The sequence below is a fragment of the Planococcus ruber genome, from assembly GCF_022819085.1.
Classification (GTDB): Bacteria; Bacillota; Bacilli; order Bacillales_A; family Planococcaceae; genus Planococcus; species Planococcus ruber.
Genome location: NZ_JALHAG010000012.1, coordinates 271488 through 293277, shown reverse-complemented (window position 1 = coordinate 293277; position 21790 = coordinate 271488). Strand labels below are relative to the sequence as shown.

Sequence of the window (21790 nt, the reverse complement as noted above, 5' to 3'; positions counted from 1 at the left end):
CTCCCATTCCTTCTGTCTCCATATTCAGTTTACGGGAATTATTTGCTGAAGTTTCGTTTTCCGTCATTTTGGTTCTTCTGAACTGTATTAGGGGCATTTTGTTTATTTGGAATAAAATCAAAGCCGGATTCGTTCGCTTGCCATTGTCCAGCCTGCAGATCAAAACCGTATTTATTTGCCAACTCGATCATTTCTTTATTTTCCATAACTCTCCACCTTTCACATCATTTTGTATTCTTTTCTTTATTCTATTGAAAATCCCTTTATTTTATTGACAATTCCGGATTTTTGTCCGATGAGCACATCATTGTTTTTTAAAATTTCAAAGGGGTATAGTTAAAAAGGTACAGGACGAATAAATTTTTTAATTACAATGGAGGATGATTTACATGAGTGGAACAGCAATTATTACTGGAGGCGGAAGCGGCTTAGGACAAGCTACTGCGCTTCGCTTAGCAAAAGAAGGCATCAACATCGCGGTCGTTGACGTCAATGAAAAAGGCGGCAACGAAACAGTGGAAATGGTAAAAGAGCTTGGACCAGACGCTCTTTTCATCAAAGCGGATGTATCAAAATCAGAAGATGTCAAAAACTATGTGGACCAAACGGTCGCACACTTCGGTTCGATTGAGTATTTCTTCAACAATGCCGGCATTTCGGGCAGCGGGAAATACTTCATGGAAACGGATATCAAAGAAATTGAACAAATCGTCGGCATCAATTTGATGGGCGCTCTATACGGCGTTCGCTACGTCGCAGAAGCGATGCTAAAAAACGGCGGCGGTTCAATCGTCAACACAGCTTCTAGCGCCGGCGTTATCGGCCAGGATTCAGTTGTCACTTATTCTGCAACGAAACACGGCATCGTCGGTTTGACGAAGAGTATGGTAGCGGAATATGCGAAAGACGGATTGCGCGTCAATGCCATCGCTCCAGGGCCAACTGAAACACCTATGGTAAAGGCTTTCTATGAAGCCAATCCGGAAATGAAAGCCAATGCCACAGCCGGTATTCCACAAAAACGGTTGGGTACAGCAGACGAAGTGGCAGAATTGGTCGCTTTCCTGTTAACATCAAAAGCTCAATACATCAACGGTGAAGTCATCAGCATCGACGGCGGATTCACCAACGTAAAATAAGAGCGGATCCAAAGGCAAACCTTTTCAACAGGTTTGCCTTTTTTCATGTCAGCCGGTTTTCTACAGGGATCATCGGCCCAACAGCAAAGCATGTTACAATAACGTAAAGCATTTTTTCAGTGAACCTTTTAATAACCGTAGGAGTGGACCTTGTGATGAAATTTTTCAAGCTGCTGGCTGAAACTTTGTTTCCAGCTTATTTTGCTTTTGTGATGGCAACTGGCGCATTGTCCATCAGTTCGTTTTTTCTTGGCTTTGAGCTTCTTGCCGACGTCTTGCTTTATCTAAATGTAGCCGCATTTGCCGTTCTATGGGGGTTAACAGGGATTCGCCTCGCGAACTATCCAAAACGGCTTTTGGCTGACTTGACGAGCCACTCGGTCGGGCCCGGTTTCTTTACCACTGTCGCCGCCACTTGTGTACTCGGCAGCCAGCTGATTGTGGTCACCGGTTCTGATGCAGCGGCCTTCTATTTATGGATTGCCGGCATATTTCTTTGGTTTATCATTATGTACACTTTTTTCACAGCCGTCACGGTCCGGCGCAATAAACCTTCGTTGTTGGAAGGCATCAATGGCGCCTGGCTGATTGCAGCGGTTGCGACCCAATCGGTTTCCATTCTCGGCATCATGCTGTTTCCACATCTGCAAAACAGCGGAGGTGCCCTGGTCTTTTTTGCGGTTTGCATGCACTTCCTAGGCTGCATGCTTTACCTAACGATTATTGCCCTTATTTTTTATCGATTTACTTTTCTTCGTCTAGCATTTGCTGAATTAACGCCGCCTTACTGGATCAATATGGGCGCTGTAGCCATCACGAGCCTGGCTGGTGCTACATTGATTCTGCACGTAGATGATTCTCCGCTGCTGCTTGAAATCAGCCCTTTTCTAAAAGGCTTTACTTTATTTTTCTGGGCAGGCGGCACCTGGTGGATTCCGCTGCTGTTCATTTTGACTTATTGGCGCCATGCCTATCATCGCTATCCGTTCAGTTATGGCCCGCAGTGGTGGGCCATGGTCTTTCCGCTCGCAATGTACACCGCCAGCACTTGGGAACTGGCGGTTGCCCTGGATCTTCCTTTTCTAAAAGCGATTCCCCGAGCCATGTTCTACATTTCGTTGATTTCGTGGGTTTTGGTTTTTGTGGGAATGCTTCGGCATGTGTATTTCCGCTGGATGAAATTCTACCGGACTGAAAGAATACAGAAAAAGAACAGTCAACCCTCTCAATAATCCGCCATTCGCTAAAGGAGGCCTTGCTAGTGCAGTTAGAACCGATTCCCGATCATCTAAAAGAAAATTTAAAAATCCTTTTCGTTGGCTTTAATCCGAGCATCCGTTCTTCCGAAACCGGCTACCACTATGCCAATCCGACAAACCGTTTTTGGAAGATCTTATATCAAGCTAGCCTGACTCCCTGGAAGTTTGCACCTGAAGAGAACAGCAAACTGCTGGATCTCGGATTCGGCCTGACGAATATTGTGGACCGCCCTACAAAAGAAGCGGCGGACATCACAAAAGCTGAATACAAGGAAGGGGCAGCAGCGCTGCAAGAAAAGATTCTAAAATTCAAACCGACTGCTGTCTGCTTTGTCGGCAAAGGCGTCTACCAGGAATACAGCAAGAAACGGCAGATTCCGTGGGGATTGCAGGAAGAGCCGGTCCTTCCAGGAATTATCGAATATGTCGCCCCTTCATCATCCGGCCTCGTCCGGATGAAATTTGATGAGATCGTCCAAATCTACGAGGAATTAAAGCGCTATGTCTGACCGTATTTTTTCAGAAATAATATGCCAACTCCAAAAGCCGCCCCTTTAGTCTAAAGGGACGGCTTTTTTCGATCAGCCCAAATCCTCAATCAACCCCGCCAGTTTACGGACTGTATTGACATTGCGGATCGTGACTTTGCGGTAAATATCCGTTCCGACAATTTTCACCATGCCGCTTTTGGCGACGTTTTCTCTCGCCACCGTCCATAGGATCGCGCCTGGAACGTAGATGACTTGGTCAACTTCCGGCTTCAGCTGCAGCTGTTCCATGATCTTTTCATCATCCACTTCTTCCCAAAGGAACAGGACATCGCTTTTCATTTCCTTGTCATTCACCCAATTTTCCGGAAGCGCTTTAGCAATCGAGAGAAATTCCTTGGCAGCGTAAATCAGGACTTTGATGTTCAGCCCGAAGTGCTCAAGGATGGCTTTTTCTGTTATCGGCCCCAATTCCTTCTTTGGCAAATGGCCGCTTTTAAAAAGGATATTTCCAGAATTGATATAAGTTTTGACCGCTGTGAAACCTGCTTGCTCAAACGCCAGTTTCAAAGCCTTCATATCGATTTTATTGTTTCCGCCGACGTTTATGCCTCTGAGCAGCGCAATGTAAGTATCATCCATTACTCCACACTCCCCTTCAGTTAAAGAGAATAAAACCCCGCATCTTTCATAATGAAGCCAAAAGCTTGGCCTTGTACTTCCGCTTTCAATTCATTCAATAAACGCTCGAGTTCCGATGAAAACACTTCGTATTCTTCCTTCGCCAGCACTAACTTCAATAAAGCAGAAACTGAAAATACAGTACCTTGCTTTAAGCTCCCGGCTTCCATATCCAGCCTGCTTTCCAAATTCCCCAGCTCAACGGGATGCGGCAGCCGAAAACGGTAAATCACTTCTTCATGCGCAGATTTATTGCGGTAAGGAAATGCCACTTCTAAAATGGCATCAAGCTCGTAGGCGCTCAGCTGCAGGTTTGTATATTCTTCACTGAATTCTTCAGCAAAGTTCTGGGCAATCCTTTCCCGCAGCTCCTCTTCGATTACTTGATAAAAGTTAATGATTTGTCCGAGCGATAAAAAGTTGACGAGCACCCAGAGCGGCACATTTCGATGCTTGTCGAAAAAATCTCGGATAGCTGGATACCTCACGCGGTCGCGCTTTTTATGGCTTTTGATCAAGTTCGCGAGCGTCGAAATGACGCGGTCGCGTTCATGGTGATGCTCACTGTTTTCGCTATAATTTCCAGGCTCTAAAAAGCTATCCTTGCCCTGGAATTTCTCAGAGAAGCGATAAGCGATCTTTGATTTCATATTCTTTTCAAATTTCAGCAGTTCGTTCAGCATCAAGATACGCAATTCCCGATCGAAACGGTAGAGCGCATAGATATGGCTGAACTCCGTCCCTTCCCGGTAGCGCTCCTGCCCATAGGGATTTAAACGCTCATCGTGTTCCATGAACGGTTCTTTGTAGCCATCAATCAAGGCGTAATAATTTTCACGGGACAAAATCCGTTTCGCCTGGGTCACATCTTTTACGATCAATCCCCGTTCGCGCAAAATCTGTATTTGTTCATCATGGTCTGCAAAAAACTTCACAATTCTCATCCTCTTTAAATACTTCTTTCTCTTACTTTAATCGAGCACGCCAAAGAAATAAACCATAAAAAAGAACCGCAATAAATGCGGCTCCACTACCCTTTAGGCTTTCCAGTCAAGGTGGCAAATGCAAGCAATCCAAGAACAGATGATCCAAATAGAATCGTCCCCATCGGAACTGCCGATAATTCGTTAATGCCGACTAGCGGCGACACAATCGAACCGATAACGAGCGGCAGCATGCCGACAACGGCACTGGCACTCCCTGCCCGGTGGCCTTGGTCTCGCATGGCGAGTGTAAACGAACTCGTGAACGTCATGCCGACTGCGATCATATAGATGAAAATCGAAATGACAAGTGCTGCGAGCGGACCTTCGATGATCGTCATAATGAATAATATCAATGTCGCGGCAACAGCAACCCATGCAGCACCTTGCAATAAGCGATGTTCAGAGACGATCCCGCCGAACTTCCCGATGATGGTGCTGCCTAGAATCATTGCGATTCCATTGATGCCGAAGAGCACGCTGAACACTTGCGGTGATACGCCGTATATTTCCTGATAAACAAAAGGCGTCCCTGCCACATAAGCAAAACTTCCTCCATGAATCAGGCCGACGACAAGCGCATAGCCGATAAAAGGCCGCGCTTTGAACAAACTCCCCATTGTCCGAATGGAAGTTCCAATCGAACTTGGCATCCTCTTCTCAGAGGGCAAGGTTTCGGGCAGCCGCAGTGTGACAATCACAACCATGATCAATCCAAGCAAACTTAAAAAGTAGAAAATGCTTTCCCAGCCTCCGAAGGGCAATGCAAGAATGCCTCCTCCTGCAATCGGTGCCACCATAGGTGCAACGGCATTGATGACCATCAGTAAAGCAAAGAACTTCGTCATTTCCCTTCCCGTAAAAACGTCGCTGACTACAGCTCTTGATAAGACCACTCCTCCTGCAGCTGTAAAACCTTGCAGAAAACGAGCGGCAATCAATAACTCAATCGTCGGGGCTACAGCACAAAGAAGCGATGACAACGCAAAGAGAATGACCGAAATGATCAACGGTTTCCTTCTGCCGTGGGCGTCACTCAAAGGCCCGACCACAATCTGCCCCGCCGCCAGTCCAATCAAACAAGCAGTCAAACTAAGCTGGACTAATGATATATGAGCGTCCAAATCTTGTGCGATTAAAGGAAAACCAGGCAAATACATATCAATATTCAATGGAGCCAATACCCCGAGCATGCTGAGAAGCAAAGCGAGCCCCAATCTTTTTCTCCCTTTTGGATTATGCAACATGTATAAAACACCTCTCACTAAATGATCTAATTAACTATACATGAATTACAGGAATAGTTTCAGCAATCTCTTCATTTTTCTTCAGGAACTTAAAAAGACACAAAATGGACACTTACCTCAAAACTAGCCATATTGGTATCGTAGTAAACAGACTGAACCAATTAACGTCTTTAAATTGAGTGTGCTCCTGATTGCCAGGTTTACAAAAGTGTATGTTAACAATGGTGAATATAGCGGATGCAAACCAGAATATTTCACTTTCTATTCTATGCTTTTTTCCTTTGATGCACTTCAAGCTTTTTTTCATTGCTGGAACGAATGCTTTATTTAGATAAGACTTACTGGAATATGCAGTCAAAAATGATTTTTGAAAGGAAGTAAAACATGCAAAAAGAAAAAAGACTGCCAAGAAACCCGAAAGAAGGCTTGCTATACGGCACCTTGATTTCCACGATGACGGTATTGTTCATGACCTCATTCAGTACGATCTATTTTGCCGGAACTTTCAACGGAGACATCGCCTTTTCAATTTTAAAAATGGTGCCCATCATGTGGATCATCGTAATGATTATCGAACCTGCTATTTTTGGGCGCCTTGCTGAAGCATTGACAGCTAAATTCACTAAGCCCACTGATAGCTTCAATTCAAAAATTCTTTTTCGCATCCTTTTCACGGTCCTCGGAATGTCAGCGGCTATGACTTTCCTTGGCGACCTTGTCGGAAATGGATACCATACTGAAATCTTCAGCAATTGGCTGCAGTATTGGCCACGCAATTTTCTGATTGTCCTTGCTGCTGAAAGCTTAGTCATTCAGCCGATCGCCCGTTTCGTGATGGTTAAAATGCATGACATACAAGATAAAAAAGCGCTAGCTTCAATTGCAGGATAATAAAAAACTCCCAGTCTGTAAAAGTCCGGGAGTTTTCTATATTCAGGAAGAGATAAAAGAAAATCAATAATAAATAACTGAAATTTCAGATATTTTAGTGCAGATTCATGCGTTGTTCATCTCCTTGAGCCGCATGGAAACTTTCTTGGCTTACCTCTGCCACTAAATCTTCGATCGGATCCAGCACTGTTTTCGTGACTAGTTCTTGGAGCAACTCAGGCACCGTTTCTGGCTCTTCTTGGAAATCAGGCGTCGGAGTAATGACGGCTGCTATTTCCATCGCCACTTCTTTAATCGGCAAAGCCCCAACTAGCGGAAGCGGCGTAGAGATAGTAGGTTCAGTTGGATAGATGGAAACGATTCCCGTCCGTTCTAGCTTGTTCCACGTATGTTCCCGTTCAAGTACGTATGCGATTGAACCGTATAAGAAATAATAAGCATCCAATAGACGGTAACTAACCAATTCGATAGCGGAAAATAAAGTGATTTTGAAGTAATCGAATTTCGGATAGACATGCCCATGTCTGTTTGAAACCACATATGATCCGACGCGCTGCGTAATTTGAAGCACTGCGGTCATGGCTAATAACAAAAGTGTCAAATCCGACACTGTAGCTGTTATGAAGCCGTAAGCAAGAAACGCCGTTGTGAAAATGCCAGCCACTCCAGGCAGCAATGAATCAATAAAGATAAAGAAAACGAGTTTGAAGCCCAGCTTTTCCACTTTCCCCTTATGATACATCTTCAAAGCATCGATAAAGCCTTTTTGCCATCTAACTCTCTGCTTGGATAAACTTTTAAAGTCGCCCGGTACTTCTGTATAACATTCCGCTTTCGGCACAAAAACCAACTTGCCTTTTGTATAGGTGTTTTTGATCAATTGCTGCATTCTGAGCGTGATTTCCATGTCTTCTCCAATTGTCTTTTTATATCCTCCCGCTTCATATAAAGCAAAAGCCTTAAATGCACCAAACGCTCCGGATACGACAGAAACTACTCCGAATTTCGATTGCACAAATCGTTTGACGTAAAACGACAGCATATAATCAGACAATTGATAACGAGTCAGTCCGTTGCCTTTAAAAGACGGTTTCGATTCCTTATACATTTGCCCAACATGCACCATACCGCCTCCCGCGATTACATTCGGATCTTGCATCGCTTCATTTATATGGGTCAAGGCATTTTTTTGTAAAATACTATCCGCATCCAAAGTAATGATGATGTCGCCAGAAGCATAGTCTGCTCCTGCATTCAATGCATCCGCCTTTCCTCCATTCACCTTATCGAGCACTTTTACATGAGGATAAGTGGCAGAAACAAAGGTACGAATGACTGGATTATAAGCCAATTTGTCTTTTGCTAAGAGCAATTCTTCCTTTAAATCCAATAAATCCACTAATAATTTCATTGTTTCATCATCTGAACCATCGTTTATTAAAATCAATTCGAAATTCTTATAATCCAAATTTTGAAAACCTGTAAAGCAACTCGCTAAAACTTTTGCTTCGTTATAAGCGGGCACAAGAATCGACATTTTCGATTCCTCTATATCTTTCCTGACGGTCGTCTCTTTTTTCGTCATTTTTAACGCTAAAACCAAGTACAATAATTGAATCGTGAAGAATATGGCCCACGGTATTAAACATATGATTAAAAACACACTCATAATTCCATCCCCTTAACTCTATTTTTATTTTTGGTAATATCTAATCCAGTCGACGAGCAGCTGTGCTGGAAATGGTGTAGTTTCATCCGGTTCTCCGACCCAATCGCCTCCCACCCCCGTATTGATGAATAAGTACATTTCTTCATCAGGTACAAAAGTCGTGCTTGTATACAGAGGCGTTCCATCAACAAAAAATGTAATCTTTTCGGGATACCATTCAATGCCGAACGTATGATAATCTGTCGTCAAATTCGGCAAATCCGAAAGGTTATAATCCTTTCCATATATCCGGTTCACTTCATAATGGATTGTGCTCCAAACTTGCCCTGGCTGTTGGCCGAGTATTTCTACGATATCGATTTCCGGAAAAGCCTTCCCAGCATTGTTCCAAAACCATATGGCAGGCAACAATCCCGTCCCTGCTGGAAATTTCGCTCTCACCTCGAGTTTCCCATATTTAAATACGACTTTTCCTTTTGTTGTGACCGCCCCTGACGTATATGGAAATCCTTGAGACATCTCCTTTTTTGTGTGGATTTTCAAATTGCCCTCACTCACCTCCACATTTTCAGGCTTGTAATGCTGGCTTCTGTTTCCGTATCCATAAGGATCGTCCAATACATTCCAACGAGCTGGATCGAGCGCTTCCCCATCAAACTCTTCATTCCAGACGATCTTCCAGGGTACTGTATTGTGATCTTCCAACACTCCCCCGTTATTCACTAATGGAGATTCTGATGATGGCGGCGGCAAATAATCCATATACGTTCCTCCTCCCGCTAAACAAAATAGCGCCATTGATGCACAAATTGTGCCGCTCAAAACGTTCATTCCATCACCCTGCCTAAAAGTAATAAAAAACTTGTTTATTTTTGACATCCGATACTATATGACTAGTTAAACCTTATTTTCTGAGTCATAGAGGTTACAATATAGTGCTAAGGTTAAAATTGAGTTAAATTTTCTTAATACTTAGAATGTTTTATACTAAAAATATGTGAATTCCGCTTTTTTTTAAAAATTTTCTTAAAAAATGTGTATTATCGAAGACACAAATAACAGGGGCAATGGCGATAAAATCCATAAAAAAACGCTTAGACATTTTTCGTCTAAGCGTTTTTTGCAAGCAATATGAAATTTAAGTTAGTTTAATCCATGTTCAAGCATGGCATCTGCCACTTTTTTGAATCCGGCGATATTGGCACCGGCAATTAAGTTTCCAGGTGCCCCATATTTTTCTGCAGTTTCGATGCAGTTGCGATAAATGTTTTTCATCACTTGATGCAGTTTCTCATCAACTTCTTCAGAAGTCCAGGAATAGCGCATGCTGTTCTGGGACATTTCCATGGCGGATACGGCGACTCCGCCTGCATTTGCGGCTTTTGCAGGCGCGAACAATACGTGGTTATTGGTCAAAATGCGGACTGCCTCTTCATCACATGGCATATTGGCTCCTTCACCGATGGCTTTCACTCCATTATCGACTAATGCCTCTGCCCCTTCTCGGCCAATCTCATTTTGAGTTGCACAAGGAAGTGCGATGTCACAAGGGATTTTCCAGATATCCGATTTATCTTTTCCGAAGCGCGCTTTCGGGTGATGCTCCAAATAATGATAAATTCTTTTGCGCTCCACTTCTTTCAGCTGTTTGACTGTATTGACATCAATTCCTTCAGGATCGTAAATATACCCTTCCGAATCGCTGCAGGCGACTACCGTAGCACCGAACTCAATCGCTTTTTCCATGGCATAGATGGAAACATTGCCAGATCCGGAGACGATGACCCGGCTGCCTTCAAACGAAAGCCCTTCACCTTTTAGCATTTCTTCTACAAAATAGACGGTGCCGTAGCCTGTTGCTTCTTTCCGGATCAAACTTCCTCCATTATCCGGATTTTTGCCTGTGAATACACCCGCTTCAAATGCATTGCGAATCCGCTTATACTGGCCGAATAAATAACCGATTTCGCGTTTTCCCACTCCAATATCGCCAGCCGGCACATCAATATCCGGGCCGATATGGCGGCTCAGTTCCGTCATGAAACTTTGGCAGAACCGCATGATTTCACGGTCAGACCGTCCTTTCGGATCGAAATCCGCGCCGCCTTTACCGCCTCCGATTGGCAGGCCTGTTAAAGCATTCTTGAAAATCTGTTCAAATCCCAAAAATTTCACAACACTCCCTGTAAGGGTCGGATGGAAACGAAGGCCTCCTTTAAAAGGCCCAAGTGTGCTATTAAACTGCACCCGGTAGCCGCGATTCACATGCACGTTTCCAGCGTCGTCTTCCCACGTCACCCGAAATGCAATAAACCGCTCCGGTTCCGAAATGCGTTCTAAAATTCCTTCTTCCACATATTCCGGATGCTGTTCAAATACGGGCTGCAGCGAAGAAAAAACTTCCCACGCCGCCTGCAAAAACTCAGGTTCGCCTGGATTGCGGTCTCTTACTTTCTTGTGGACCGCTTTTATGTATTCATGAGCAGATGGCTCCTTAGTCTGGATGCTTTCGTTGACTGCTTTCACTCTATTTTCCCCCTCAATTGCATACTGATGGATTTGGCAGACATGAATAATTATTCGGAAAAATTAATATTAAATTCCATTATACAAATTGCCCGAAGCGGAAGCAAATCAAATTTCGATTAAAAATGCAGACCACACAAAAAACCGCATTTCCATTATTTTAATGAAATGCGGCCAAGGGCTTGCTTAGTTATTGAATTTTACTGTTTCGTTCATTTCTTCATTATCGCCTGCTCGTTCATTGTTCGTGAGCTTTTTAGCGAATTGCTTCACTGCTTTTAATTTATTGCCGGATTCCCAATACTCTGCTGTGTCTGCTGTTACTTTAATCAGCACGACATTCGGATCATCATACGTGGTTTCCAGCATTTTTTCGAATATCGGATTCCAATACTCTTTTTTCCGCTCAAGGTCTTCTGAGAATTCTGCTGTCCCGCTGATGGATACATAGGATTTCCCGGCATATGCAAGATTTACAGAAGGGTTCGCAATGATCTCCAAGTATTTTGCTGTATCTTTTAACGTAAGGAACCAGAGCTCGCCGTCAAACTCTGCCTCTTGCGTCTGCATTGGTCTTGATACAGCTTTTCCGTCTGTAATCGTTGTCAGCATGGCGACTTCTACATCTTTAATCAAATCATTTACCGTTTTTATTGCTTCTTCATGGGTTGAAATTTCTGCCATTTTATTTACTCCTCCTCATGACTTATGGAATCTCTTTTCTGCTAATGGTTCTTGTTTTCCCTGCCGAAAATGGATTAAACCTGCGAGGATGTGGATAAATTCGATTGATTGCTTTAAAATATTTACAATATAATAAAATAATTATACTATAATGAAAAGGGGGAATAGAATGAAAATAATCGATATGCATTCAGATTTGTTTACAGATATTGCTTGGCGGAAAAGCCGAGGGGAAAGCAATATCTTTGATGCCTACCATTATCCAAAACTTAAAGCCGGTTTAGTGGAAACGGTTATTTGTGTATTTTGGGTAGAACCTGTTTTTCAGCAGGCACCGCTTGAACGCATCCAAACCGTTTACCGTTTAGTGATGGAGGACTTGGAGCATTCGAAGTATGCGCAGATTTGCGGTTCTTTAAGCGACGCTCTGTTTTCGCCCCCTTCAGACAAGATAAACTTGATTATGGGTTTAGAAGGCCTTGATTTTCTTGGTTCATCGCTGCATCAGCTGTCCGAATCTCTTAGCAGATTGGATGAAATCGGAATTAATCATATGAGCCTTACGTGGAATGGACGCAATGATTTTGCCAGCGGCACCGGATCCGGTAATCTTCAATCCGGACTGACACACTTAGGAAATCTTGCAGTCAATAAAGCGAATGAGTTCGGATGGCTGGTCGATGCTTCCCATCTTGACGATGAATCATTTTGGAATCTATACCATTACAGCCATCGCCCAATCATTGCTTCGCACAGCAATGCCCGCACGCTTTGCGTCCATGAAAGAAATTTAACCGATGCACAGTTAAAAGCGATTGCTGAGAAAAATGGAATCGTCGGACTCAATTCTTATTGGGGATTTATTGATCCTAAAAAACCTACACTCGACCGCTTTGTCGATCACGCTATTTATATCGCTGATCTGATTGGAACGGAGCATTTGGCTTTCGGCTTTGATTTCATGGATTATTTGAAAGGCCACGCGATCGGCTTGGAAATGGCGGGCTCGACAAAAGGGCTCGAAGACATCACGAGAATTCCCGACTTGCTTGAGCAGATGGCGAAACGGGGATTTACAAATAAGGAACTTGAAGCCATTGGTTATCAAAATGCCATACGGCTTATCGAAAGCAAGTAAATACGCTACATAAAGGGGATTTTTTATGGAAAACACGTTAATCAAATCGGATGATTTAATCACACTTTGGGGAATTATCGTGATTATTGCAGCCATGAGCATTGTATTAGAACAAAAATATAGTTGGGCCGGGAAAATTTCAGGAGCCATCATTGCTCTCGTGTCCGCGATTATCTTATCAAACACCCGCATTATTCCAGTTGCTTCACCTGTGTATGATGCTGTTTGGGCATTTATCATTCCTCTTGCCATTCCTCTATTGCTGTTTCATGTGAACTTCAAGAAAATCTGGCAGGAAAGCGGTAAAATGCTGATTATTTTCCTCCTGAGTTCCATTGGGACGATCGCCGGGACCATCATTAGCTTTTTCCTATTAAAAGACCATATACCGTTTCTGGATAAAATCGGCGGGATGATGAGTGCTTCCTATGTCGGCGGCGGCGTTAACTTTGCAGCCATGACCGCAAAATTCGATGCGCCCGAAGATATGGTTTCCTCAGCAATTGTTGCGGATAACCTGATGATGGCATTATTCTTTATCATCCTGATGACAATCCCGACCCTTAAATTTTTCAAAAAGCTTTTTCCTCATCCACATGTGCAGCAGGCTGATAGCGAGGAAGCAGCCGGGGCCGGAAAAACAAATGCCGAGAGTTTCTGGAAACGCCAGGATATTTCGTTAAAAGACATCGCTTTATCTGTTGGGACTGCTTTTTTCCTGGTCATCGTATCTTTTAAAATTGCTGGCTTCCTGAACGGCATTATTCCTTCCGGAGACGATGTTTCATTCGGCTGGAATTTACTCAATGGTTTGTTTGGCGATAATTACCTCATTTTGACGACGTTGACTTTTATCGCCTTGGCATTTTTCCCGCGATATTTTGAAAACATCAACGGCAGCCAGGAAATTGGAACGTTTTTAATTTACTTGTTCTTTGTGGTAATCGGAATTCCGGCTTCTATCCCATTGATCATTCAAAATGCACCATTGTTATTGGTATTCGTCTTCATCATCGTCAGCTTTAACCTCCTTATTTCATTGACAGCCGGAAAGCTCCTGAAATATGATTTAGAAGAAATCCTGCTTGTCAGCAATGCCAATATCGGCGGGCCGACTACGGCTGCGGCTATGGCCATTGCCAAGGGATGGAAAGAGCTGATCGGCCCTATTTTAGTTGTGGGAACCATCGGCTACATTATTGGCAATTATGTTGGCACGACGTTGGGACTGTGGTTCGCCACTTTCATGTAAATACTTTCTTTAGACTGGAGACGTAAAATGTTTGATGGACAAAAAATTAAAAAATTGCGGACTGAACGTTCTCTTTCACTGAAAGAACTCTCCGAAAAATCTGGCGTGAGCGTCAGCATGATCAGCCAAATTGAAAGACGGAACACGGATCCTACGCTGACAACCTTGTACAAACTGTGCGCCGGCTTGAATATTTCAATTTCTTCTTTACTCGGGACAGATGAACCTTCTTCTCAAATTATAAGACAAAGGGAACGGAAAAGTTTTCATTTCCCTGTTTCGCATTCCAAATACGAGCTGTTAACTCCGACCAATAAAGGCGAAATCGAAATGATTATGATCTATTTGGAACCTGGACAGGAAGACCGGCAGCTCGTAGAACATTCGGGCGAAGAATGCGGCCTCGTGCTGGAAGGGGAAATGACCGTCCATTTAAATGGCGAATCTCACATCTTAAAGGCAGGAGACAGCATTCGATTTAAGAGCACCCTGCCCCATCGGTTCTACAACCACTCTGAAAGCCGTGCTGTATCAGTATGGGCCATGACTGGATGGCCCGTTTAATCTAAAAATGCCAGCTCCATTCAAATGAATGGGGCTGGCGTTTTTGCATTTGCCGCTTTACTCGGGTTTCGATTATGCCAAGTGGGAGAACTTTTCATTTACTATTGAATAAATACTCAATATAACGTATATTCAATACATTATAGTAATTCTTTGGAGGCAAGAAAATGACATTGATTCAAAATAATAAGAAAACTATTTCTCCCATCGACACCTGGAAGTTTTTAATTCCCTCTATCATCGGGGCTTTGCTGTTTTTGTGTCCAATTTCTTATAACGGCGAAGTAACCATCGGCGTCGGTATTCTGGCATCTTTCCTCCAATCCACTTTTGGCGAAGCGATTCCCGCATTCATCGTCTTCTTGCTTGGATTTTCTGCCCTTGCCAGTTTGGCAGCGACTGCTATTAAACCCGCTTTTGTTCAGAACTCCCCTTTCTTGCGTACGACATTCATTAACGGACCCTTCGGACTGGTTGTCCGTGTACTTGCTTTTGTTTTTGGTTTGATGACGTTCTACGAAGTTGGTCCTGAAGTGATTTCTTCCCGGGCGACAGGCGGCGTAGTACTGTACGATCTTGCACCGGTGTTGCTTACCTGGTTCCTCTTCGCCGGAATCCTGCTTCCCTTATTGGTCGAATTTGGCCTAATGGAATTTGTCGGCGCCTTGCTTAACAAGTTTATGCGCCCGATCTTCACTTTGCCCGGCCGCTCCTCTATCGATGCCATGGCTTCATGGATGGGCGCTGCACCGGTTGGCGTATTAGTAACGATGAAGCAATACGATGAAGGCAATTATACGCAGCGTGAAGCTGCGGTCATCGCCACAACATTCTCCATCGCTTCAGTCGCTTTCAGTTTGGTTGTTGCGAATGTTGTCGGCATTGGCCATTTGTTTCTGCCCTTTTACTTAGCGGTATCTGTCGCTTGCATAGTGGCTGCTGTGATTATGCCTAGAATTCCGCCCTTATCCCGCAAAAAGGACACCTATTACGAGCCAGTTGGCAAACAAGTTGATGACACGATTCCTGAAGGTGTTTCACTCGTGAAATGGGGCTTTGATGAAGCCCGCCTTAAAGCAAGTAAAGCAGCAAGTCCGAAAAAACTGGTCCAAACAGGCGTTGAAACCGTTCTCGATATCTGGCTGGCCCTGATTCCGCTTGTTATGGCGCTTGGTACGGCAGCTTTAATCGTCGCAGAATATACGCCGCTCTTTAAAATTATTTCTTATCCGTTGATTCCCGTGCTGACATTATTCGGGTTGCCTGAAGCTGCTGAAGCGGCGCCTACTCTGCTCGTTGGTTTCGCCGACATGTTCTTGCCAGCTGTCCTCGGGAGCGGCATTGAAAGTGAATTGACGCGTTTCGTTTTAGCTGGGGTTTCCTTGACTCAAATCATTTACATGTCTGAAATCGGCATTCTGATTTTACGCTCGAATATTCCCATTAAGTTCTGGGAACTTGCTGTGATTTTCGTCTTGCGCACGATCATTACGCTGCCAATCCTTGTGTTGTTCGCTCATCTATTCGTCTAAACAAAACAATCCATCTCCTTTGATGAGGAGATGGATTGTTTTTATGTATGCTTTTGGAACTCAATAGAGATGAACGCAAAAGCCGCAGCTCTTGGCCTTGGCTTTTGCAGCTTTTCTTTCAAAGCGATTTTCACCATCTGCTTACCGCTTTATTTCGGCTAAAACTTTTTCAAACATTGGATCGATGCCAATCCCAGTTAAAAGAGGAATGCCGTCAATTACACGGTCTTTAATATTATCCGGAACCAATGTCGTCGATAACACAATATCGTATTCGTCAATTCGATTGATCTCGTCACTGACTTTTGACTGATAGATTTTCACATCTTGAGTGAGATTATTTTCTTTTAGCCACTCTTCCACTTTTCCTTTCACGACAGTGGAAGTTGCTATACCGGTACCGCAAATAATCAATAGTTTTTTCATTTAATTGCTTCCCCCTCTATTATTCGTGTTCTATAGGTGCTGCTGCCGGATTCCCTGATTTTTCCGGATTGGCTTTATGGCGATTAGGTTTGATTTTGTTCTGGTAAATCAGGCCAAAAAGAACCAGCAATCCTAAAGCACTCATTCCATACCAGCTGAAAATCTTCGGCAGCCAGACAAAGATGAACGTGGTCCATACCGCACCATCAATCAATGAAGAGATGCTCGTATTCGTTCCCATTTCAAAGTTTGAAGCAATCGCTGACTGTGTAAACAACGGCGCAACCCAGCTCGCTATATATAAGCCGACGCCAATATAAATCGATCCGCCAATCACGGTTCGTATGATATTCCCTCTAAAAATAGGGACCATCAAGCAGATTAAGAATGGAATGGAAGCTAAATCAGCAAATGGCAAAACGGAATTTCCAGGCAGCAGAACCGCTAAAAAGATGGTAATGGGAATTAATAACAAGGCGGATGACAGGACTGCCGGATGTCCGATGGCAAGTGCACTGTCCATTCCAATGTACAAATCTCTTCCCGGGAACCGTTTCTTCACAAAAGCCCCTGCCGCTTCCGAAACAGGAATAAGGCCTTCCATCAATAGAGCGACCATTCGGGGCAGCAAGACCATAACAGCTCCTGTCTGAATAGACAGCTGTAAAATTCCCTGGACGTTGTAGCCTGCCAAAATTCCAATTAAGATCCCGATCATTACCCCGATAATGGTGGAATCGCCAAGCACCCCTAATTTCTTTTGGATATTTTCGGGATTCGCTTCCAGCTTATTGAATCCGGGAATGCGGTCAAAAACCCAGTTCATCGGCATTGCGACAAATGCGGATGGAGCGGAGGTGCCATGCGGAAAAGTAATGTTTTGGAAACCATAAAACTTCTCGATGTATTTGGCTAAAATATCTCCCATTAAATACAGCAAAAGCAAGTGGACGATGATTGTCAAAATGCCCAACCAAAAATCGGCTGTCAAAGCATAAACAAGCGACCCTGTTAAAGCTACGTGCCAAAAATTCCAAATATCGACGTTCAACGTTTTCGTTAAACCGAAAGTCAGCAGCAAGACGTTAACGCCCACGCCAATCGGTATCGCTAAACTGCCTAAGGAAGTGCCGTAAGCAATTGCCGCAGCTGCCGGCCAGCCAACATCAATTGTATTTAAGTTAAATCCAAAATTATCAACCATTGATTGGGCGGCAGGCCCTAAACTGTCTACAAGCAAACCGATCACTAAATTGATCCCTACAAATCCGATGCCGACGATGATCCCGGCACGTAGAGCCTTTCCAGGTTTAGTTCCCAATACCAGCGCAAAAATAAAAATTAAAATCGGCAATAAAACTGTCGCTCCAAGATCCACGAACCATTGCAGAATTCCCATCAACTTTCTCCCCTTTGCTTTTGGTATTCTCTAGCAGAAAGACGTGATTAAAATGATTCTTTTATGGGTTGATAAAATCATGAATGCAGGTTAGAAATGCTTGTAAAACGATAGATGAAAAGCTCTGCTGCCTCTAAGCTTTAATATTGATTAAATCATTCAGCTCTTCGGCACTTGTGATTGCGGCTAACTTTGAAACAGTTTCTGGATTTTGGAACAATCCGACCAGTTTTTGCAAAGTAGCCAGTTGGGCAGCTGGCTCTTTCAGCGCTAACATAAAAACCACTTTAATATCGATCAGTTCTCCGCTCTGCCCCATCGCTAAAAATTTCACCGGGTTTTTCAACGTGGCAAAAGCTATTTTTGATTCATTCACCATATCTCCATCCGTATGTGGAATAGCAATTCCGAATGGTATCGTAGGCAAACCTGTAGGGAAAGTTTCTTCACGTTTAAGCACGCTTTCGACAAATCCTTCTTTCACATACGCTTTTTCCAATAGCCTACTGCCCAAGAAGGCTAATACGCTTTCTTTGGAATCGATTTCCAATTCAATGGCCACCAGCTCTTTTTCAATTTCCATTTCCTGTTCCTCCTCCCCTAAAGCAACAAAATAGTCGAATCCCTCCTTTTTACATTTGTTCACTATCAGCACATTTGATGTCAATTTCATTATAAAATCGCTTTCAATTTAAAGCAATATTTTTTTGAATATTTCGACATATAATACCATCAGCTTTTTATATGTATGCTTGGAGAAAATGTTATGGGTTCGTTTTTTAAAGCAGAAAAGCCGCAGCGGGCAGCTGCGGCTTTTCTGTTTCTTCATTACTTAGCCCAGTTATGGAAAACGAAGTAGGCCAGGATGAGCGCGACCACAATAATGGAAATGACAAGCATCGGCACGAGGCCAAAGGTGGCATCCATTTCCGTTCCCCTCCTTTTCTTTTATCATAACGCTTATAAGCCAATAATAAAACATCTATTTTCTAAATATTCTGTTTTATAAAGATAAAATAACAGCTCCAACTCTTTCGAATTGGAGCTTTATTTTCCAGCACATGGTTTACATCGATTGAGGATGTCCGGGAACTTTTTTGAAGTTTTCGTCTCTACGGAAATTCCCCATGACTTCCATCGTTTCGCTGATGCTGACAAATGCATCCGGATCCACTTCTTTAATCAGTGGACGGACATAGGCCAGCTCATAGCGTGTGATGACGCTGTGCAGGATTTTGACTTTATTGCCTGAATAAGCTCCTTCGCCGTCCGTGACCGTGATGCCGCGATACAGGTTTTCGAGCAAGTGCTTTTTGACTTCGTCGCCTTTGCTTGTCACCACTTGCATATTCAGTTTGATATGGCGCGTATGGATGCGGTCAACGACCAAGCCTGTGATGTAGATAGAAGCCATTGTATACATCGCAAGCTCCCACGTAAAGATAAAACCGGATACGAATACGACGAGGCTGTTCAAGCCAAAGACCATAAAGCCGAGCGGGATGTCCCGTTTCATCGTCAAGAGCAGGCCGATGACGTCAAAGCCGCCTGTCGATCCGTATGAACGGATGATGAATCCGACCCCGATGCCGACAAGAACACCTCCGAATACAGATGACAGCAGTACGTCTTCTGTTACTTTCATGACCGGGATGTACAACATGGAAATAGACGTGACAGCTACCGAGTAAATGCTATTGAGGATGAACATTTTGCCAAGTTTCATCCAGCCAAGGATTAAAATCGGGATGTTCAAAACAAACAGCCAAATCCCGGCATTGAGCGGCAGCATCAAACTGAATATCATCGCAATCCCGGTAACGCCTCCAGACAAAATCTCATGGGGCAATAAAAACATATTAAAAGCGAATCCCAGTAAAATCGATCCCGCGAAAATAATGAGCCAATTGTATAGTTTGTCCATTTAAAAATCTCCATTCCTATGAATCTCCGTGCTTAGAAAATTGCAGCAAAAAAAAGGCTGCATAATTCTTTCAGCCTTTTCGAAACTCAAACACAATGTATCAAATTATAGGTAGTGTCCTGTTAAAATGCAAGTTTTATCGCTTAGCCAACATCAGTCAGCGGATATCACCAAACTATCCAAACTGTCGGCGCCTTCAACCACTAACAAAGAATACAAGCTGTTGACCAGTGTTTGGATACGCGGCGGAGTTTGGGCAAATTCCTGCCGAATCGATTTTGCATAAGCCGCTTCCCAACTTCCATCTTGCAGATAATGGGCATCTACGATTTCGGTTTGCTGGATTGTCCATCCCGCTTTTTCCAGTAAGTTTTGGAATTGTGCAAGGTCGAAGACATACTGGATATTCCCTTCATTTTCTACAAACTCACTGTATAAAGCAAGAATCGCCGTTGCGGCAAAATGGCTGCGCTGAGAAATCCGGCTAAAAGCAAGGTCCCATTCAGCCAGATAAAGGCGGTCAGCCATGCTCCGCAATTTTGTCAAATACGCCAGCAATTGATCCGGATTCCGGAAATACCAGGAACTGTGCGACAAAATCGCCGCGTCGAACTTCGTTTCCGGCAACTCCAGCAAATCGGTCTCCAGCAGGAATTCCACTTGCTTCCCAAGCTTGGATGCTGAAATGGCAGCAGTGGCCTCCCCGAGTGTAATCGGTGCGCCGTAATCCGCAGAGGCGATATCCACAGCGAGCACTCGCCCCGTTTCTCCTACCGCATCCGCTAAAACGACCGTTGTGTCTCCTTGGCCGCAGCCGATTTCAATGACGGACATTCCTTTTTGGATCGCAAAAGAATCCACTAAAGACATCCGATGCTTCAATTGCGTGCGCTGAATCGTATCATCGCCCATGATTTTCATACTTTCGATTAAATGTTCCAAGTCGCTTCCTCTTTCCCGCTTTTTAAAATCTGTTCTGCATGAATCCAATCGAAGAGGAGATTTTTTAGAAACTTAAACCAGCTTTTGGCCGCAGTTTGGACAGAACTTAGCCCCTTCGTTTTTCTGGCCGCAATTCGGGCAGAAATTCGGCCCTTGGCCGCCTGCTGCTTGCTGATTGCCGGCATTCGATTCCTTCATCGTTTCCACCATATCTTTGGCGATATTCATCCCGACCATCATGCCCGCCATATCGGCTGCACTGCCCGAACCGGACGATCCGCCTTTTGCCATCGCATCTGCCACGGAAATTTGCTGATATTTCCCAACGTCTCCGACCATGCCAATCGAAGCGTTCTTATTGATCATGTCCTGGATTTCTTTTGGATAATTGAAGCTCATTACTTGGAAACCGGTAATTTTCATGCCATCATCCATGAGTTCCATATTGAGGTCATCTGAAATCCCTTTGCCGATTTCATGCGCATTAGCCTGCAAATTGAACATATCCTTGCCTTCTCGGGTAACCCATTTCATGAGCAGTTGATCGAGAATGGCCGTAATCCTGATTTTCACATCCTCAACCAGATAGCTGTTGCGGACTCCGGCAATTTTATCAATCAAAGTCGTATAGTCATTTACGGTGAACTGGAACGTGCCGTTTGCCCGTATCGGCATACCACCCGGCATTTGAGGAGCCGGTATATTAATCGGATTTTGGGTTCCCCAGCGGACCGTGAATTCTTTTGTGTTGACGAACAGGACTTCGACGCGCATGCCGCTGTTAAAACCGAAACGAAACCCTTTCAAAGTAGAAAGGAACGGCACGATTTGCGATTCGATATCATACTCGCCGTCATCTTCAAAAATCCCTTCAATTTTTCCGTTGTTTAAAAAGATGGCATCTTGTCCCGGGCGAATAATCAGCTTACTGCCTTTTTTGATTTCGTCGTTGTTCCACTTCCAAAAGATCATATCGTCTCTGAATTCATTCCATTCAACCACATCTGAAAATTGGTTTCCAAAAAAAGCCATAAGATTCATTCCTT

General features: G+C 43.8%; 22 protein-coding genes. 8 read left to right on the top strand and 14 right to left on the bottom strand.

From position 1 onward, the window contains the following. Positions 1-38: 38 nt before the first annotated feature. Entirely contained in the window at positions 39-206 is a 168-nt protein-coding gene (locus MTR82_RS16210; RefSeq protein WP_246809894.1) for a hypothetical protein, read from the bottom strand. 183 nt (positions 207-389) lie between these two features. On the opposite strand from MTR82_RS16210, the gene MTR82_RS16205 reads away from it, so the two are divergent. From MTR82_RS16205 to mug, 3 genes are all read left to right on the top strand, one after another. Beyond that, positions 390-1139 carry an SDR family NAD(P)-dependent oxidoreductase gene (locus tag MTR82_RS16205; RefSeq protein ID WP_246809893.1) on the top strand — a complete coding sequence of 250 codons (750 nt, stop codon included), beginning with the start codon at positions 390-392 and terminating at the stop codon, positions 1137-1139. Positions 1140-1294: 155 nt separating this feature from the next. Next, a complete protein-coding gene (locus MTR82_RS16200) occupies positions 1295-2371 on the top strand; it encodes a tellurite resistance/C4-dicarboxylate transporter family protein (protein WP_246809963.1) in 1077 nt (358 codons plus the stop codon). 29 nt (positions 2372-2400) lie between these two features. After that, complete coding sequence (gene mug / locus MTR82_RS16195; RefSeq protein WP_246809892.1) at positions 2401-2907, top strand: G/U mismatch-specific DNA glycosylase; 507 nt, start codon at positions 2401-2403, stop codon at positions 2905-2907. Between the two features lie 72 nt (positions 2908-2979). Here mug and MTR82_RS16190 read toward each other — a convergent pair whose 3' ends face one another. From MTR82_RS16190 to MTR82_RS16180, 3 genes are all read right to left on the bottom strand, one after another. After that, positions 2980-3528, bottom strand: a complete 549-nt coding sequence (locus MTR82_RS16190) for a DUF1697 domain-containing protein (RefSeq protein ID WP_246809891.1) — start codon at positions 3526-3528, stop codon at positions 2980-2982. A gap of 20 nt (positions 3529-3548) precedes the next feature. Then, complete coding sequence (locus tag MTR82_RS16185) at positions 3549-4511, bottom strand: Abi family protein (protein WP_246809890.1); 963 nt, start codon at positions 4509-4511, stop codon at positions 3549-3551. 86 nt (positions 4512-4597) lie between these two features. Beyond that, the gene (locus tag MTR82_RS16180; protein WP_246809889.1) at positions 4598-5797 is read right to left on the bottom strand and encodes a Bcr/CflA family efflux MFS transporter; all 1200 of its coding nucleotides are present in this window, start codon (positions 5795-5797) and stop codon (positions 4598-4600) included. 384 nt (positions 5798-6181) lie between these two features. On the opposite strand from MTR82_RS16180, the gene MTR82_RS16175 reads away from it, so the two are divergent. Next, positions 6182-6688 (top strand): DUF2798 domain-containing protein, encoded by a 507-nt coding sequence (locus tag MTR82_RS16175; RefSeq protein ID WP_246809888.1) that lies wholly within the window; start codon positions 6182-6184, stop codon positions 6686-6688. A gap of 94 nt (positions 6689-6782) precedes the next feature. Here MTR82_RS16175 and MTR82_RS16170 read toward each other — a convergent pair whose 3' ends face one another. The 4 genes from MTR82_RS16170 to MTR82_RS16155 all read right to left on the bottom strand — a co-directional run bounded on the left by MTR82_RS16170 (position 6783) and on the right by MTR82_RS16155 (position 11567). Beyond that, positions 6783-8357 carry a glycosyltransferase family 2 protein gene (locus tag MTR82_RS16170; RefSeq protein WP_246809887.1) on the bottom strand — a complete coding sequence of 525 codons (1575 nt, stop codon included), beginning with the start codon at positions 8355-8357 and terminating at the stop codon, positions 6783-6785. A gap of 24 nt (positions 8358-8381) precedes the next feature. Beyond that, positions 8382-9119, bottom strand: a complete 738-nt coding sequence (locus MTR82_RS16165; protein ID WP_246809886.1) for a glycoside hydrolase family 16 protein — start codon at positions 9117-9119, stop codon at positions 8382-8384. A 381-nt stretch (positions 9120-9500) separates the two neighbouring features. Next, positions 9501-10883, bottom strand: coding sequence for an NADP-specific glutamate dehydrogenase (gene gdhA, locus MTR82_RS16160; RefSeq protein ID WP_246809885.1), 1383 nt, complete (start codon positions 10881-10883; stop codon positions 9501-9503). Positions 10884-11069: 186 nt separating this feature from the next. Beyond that, positions 11070-11567, bottom strand: a complete 498-nt coding sequence (locus MTR82_RS16155) for a pyridoxamine 5'-phosphate oxidase family protein (RefSeq protein WP_246809884.1) — start codon at positions 11565-11567, stop codon at positions 11070-11072. A 169-nt stretch (positions 11568-11736) separates the two neighbouring features. Here MTR82_RS16155 and MTR82_RS16150 point away from each other — a divergent pair, with 169 nt between their 5' ends. The 4 genes from MTR82_RS16150 to MTR82_RS16135 all read left to right on the top strand — a co-directional run bounded on the left by MTR82_RS16150 (position 11737) and on the right by MTR82_RS16135 (position 16053). After that, positions 11737-12705, top strand: a complete 969-nt coding sequence (locus MTR82_RS16150) for a dipeptidase (protein WP_246809883.1) — start codon at positions 11737-11739, stop codon at positions 12703-12705. A gap of 25 nt (positions 12706-12730) precedes the next feature. Continuing rightward, a complete protein-coding gene (locus MTR82_RS16145) occupies positions 12731-13957 on the top strand; it encodes a DUF819 family protein (RefSeq protein WP_246809882.1) in 1227 nt (408 codons plus the stop codon). A gap of 27 nt (positions 13958-13984) precedes the next feature. Next, positions 13985-14521 carry a cupin domain-containing protein gene (locus MTR82_RS16140; protein WP_246809881.1) on the top strand — a complete coding sequence of 179 codons (537 nt, stop codon included), beginning with the start codon at positions 13985-13987 and terminating at the stop codon, positions 14519-14521. A 167-nt stretch (positions 14522-14688) separates the two neighbouring features. Further along, the gene (locus MTR82_RS16135) at positions 14689-16053 is read left to right on the top strand and encodes a YjiH family protein (RefSeq protein WP_246809880.1); all 1365 of its coding nucleotides are present in this window, start codon (positions 14689-14691) and stop codon (positions 16051-16053) included. A gap of 141 nt (positions 16054-16194) precedes the next feature. On the opposite strand, the gene MTR82_RS16130 is transcribed toward MTR82_RS16135, so the two are convergent. The 6 genes from MTR82_RS16130 to MTR82_RS16105 form a co-directional block, all read right to left on the bottom strand. Then, complete coding sequence (locus tag MTR82_RS16130) at positions 16195-16479, bottom strand: PTS sugar transporter subunit IIB (RefSeq protein ID WP_052652650.1); 285 nt, start codon at positions 16477-16479, stop codon at positions 16195-16197. 19 nt (positions 16480-16498) lie between these two features. Beyond that, entirely contained in the window at positions 16499-17878 is a 1380-nt protein-coding gene (locus MTR82_RS16125; RefSeq protein ID WP_246809879.1) for a PTS galactitol transporter subunit IIC, read from the bottom strand. 133 nt (positions 17879-18011) lie between these two features. Next, on the bottom strand, positions 18012-18461 hold the full coding sequence (locus MTR82_RS16120) for a PTS sugar transporter subunit IIA (protein ID WP_246809878.1): 450 nt from the start codon (positions 18459-18461) through the stop codon (positions 18012-18014). A gap of 483 nt (positions 18462-18944) precedes the next feature. Next, on the bottom strand, positions 18945-19802 hold the full coding sequence (locus MTR82_RS16115) for a YitT family protein (protein ID WP_246809877.1): 858 nt from the start codon (positions 19800-19802) through the stop codon (positions 18945-18947). A gap of 153 nt (positions 19803-19955) precedes the next feature. Further along, positions 19956-20744 carry a class I SAM-dependent methyltransferase gene (locus tag MTR82_RS16110; protein ID WP_246809876.1) on the bottom strand — a complete coding sequence of 263 codons (789 nt, stop codon included), beginning with the start codon at positions 20742-20744 and terminating at the stop codon, positions 19956-19958. Positions 20745-20816: 72 nt separating this feature from the next. Further along, positions 20817-21776, bottom strand: a complete 960-nt coding sequence (locus MTR82_RS16105) for an SPFH domain-containing protein (RefSeq protein ID WP_246809875.1) — start codon at positions 21774-21776, stop codon at positions 20817-20819. Positions 21777-21790 lie beyond the last annotated feature (14 nt).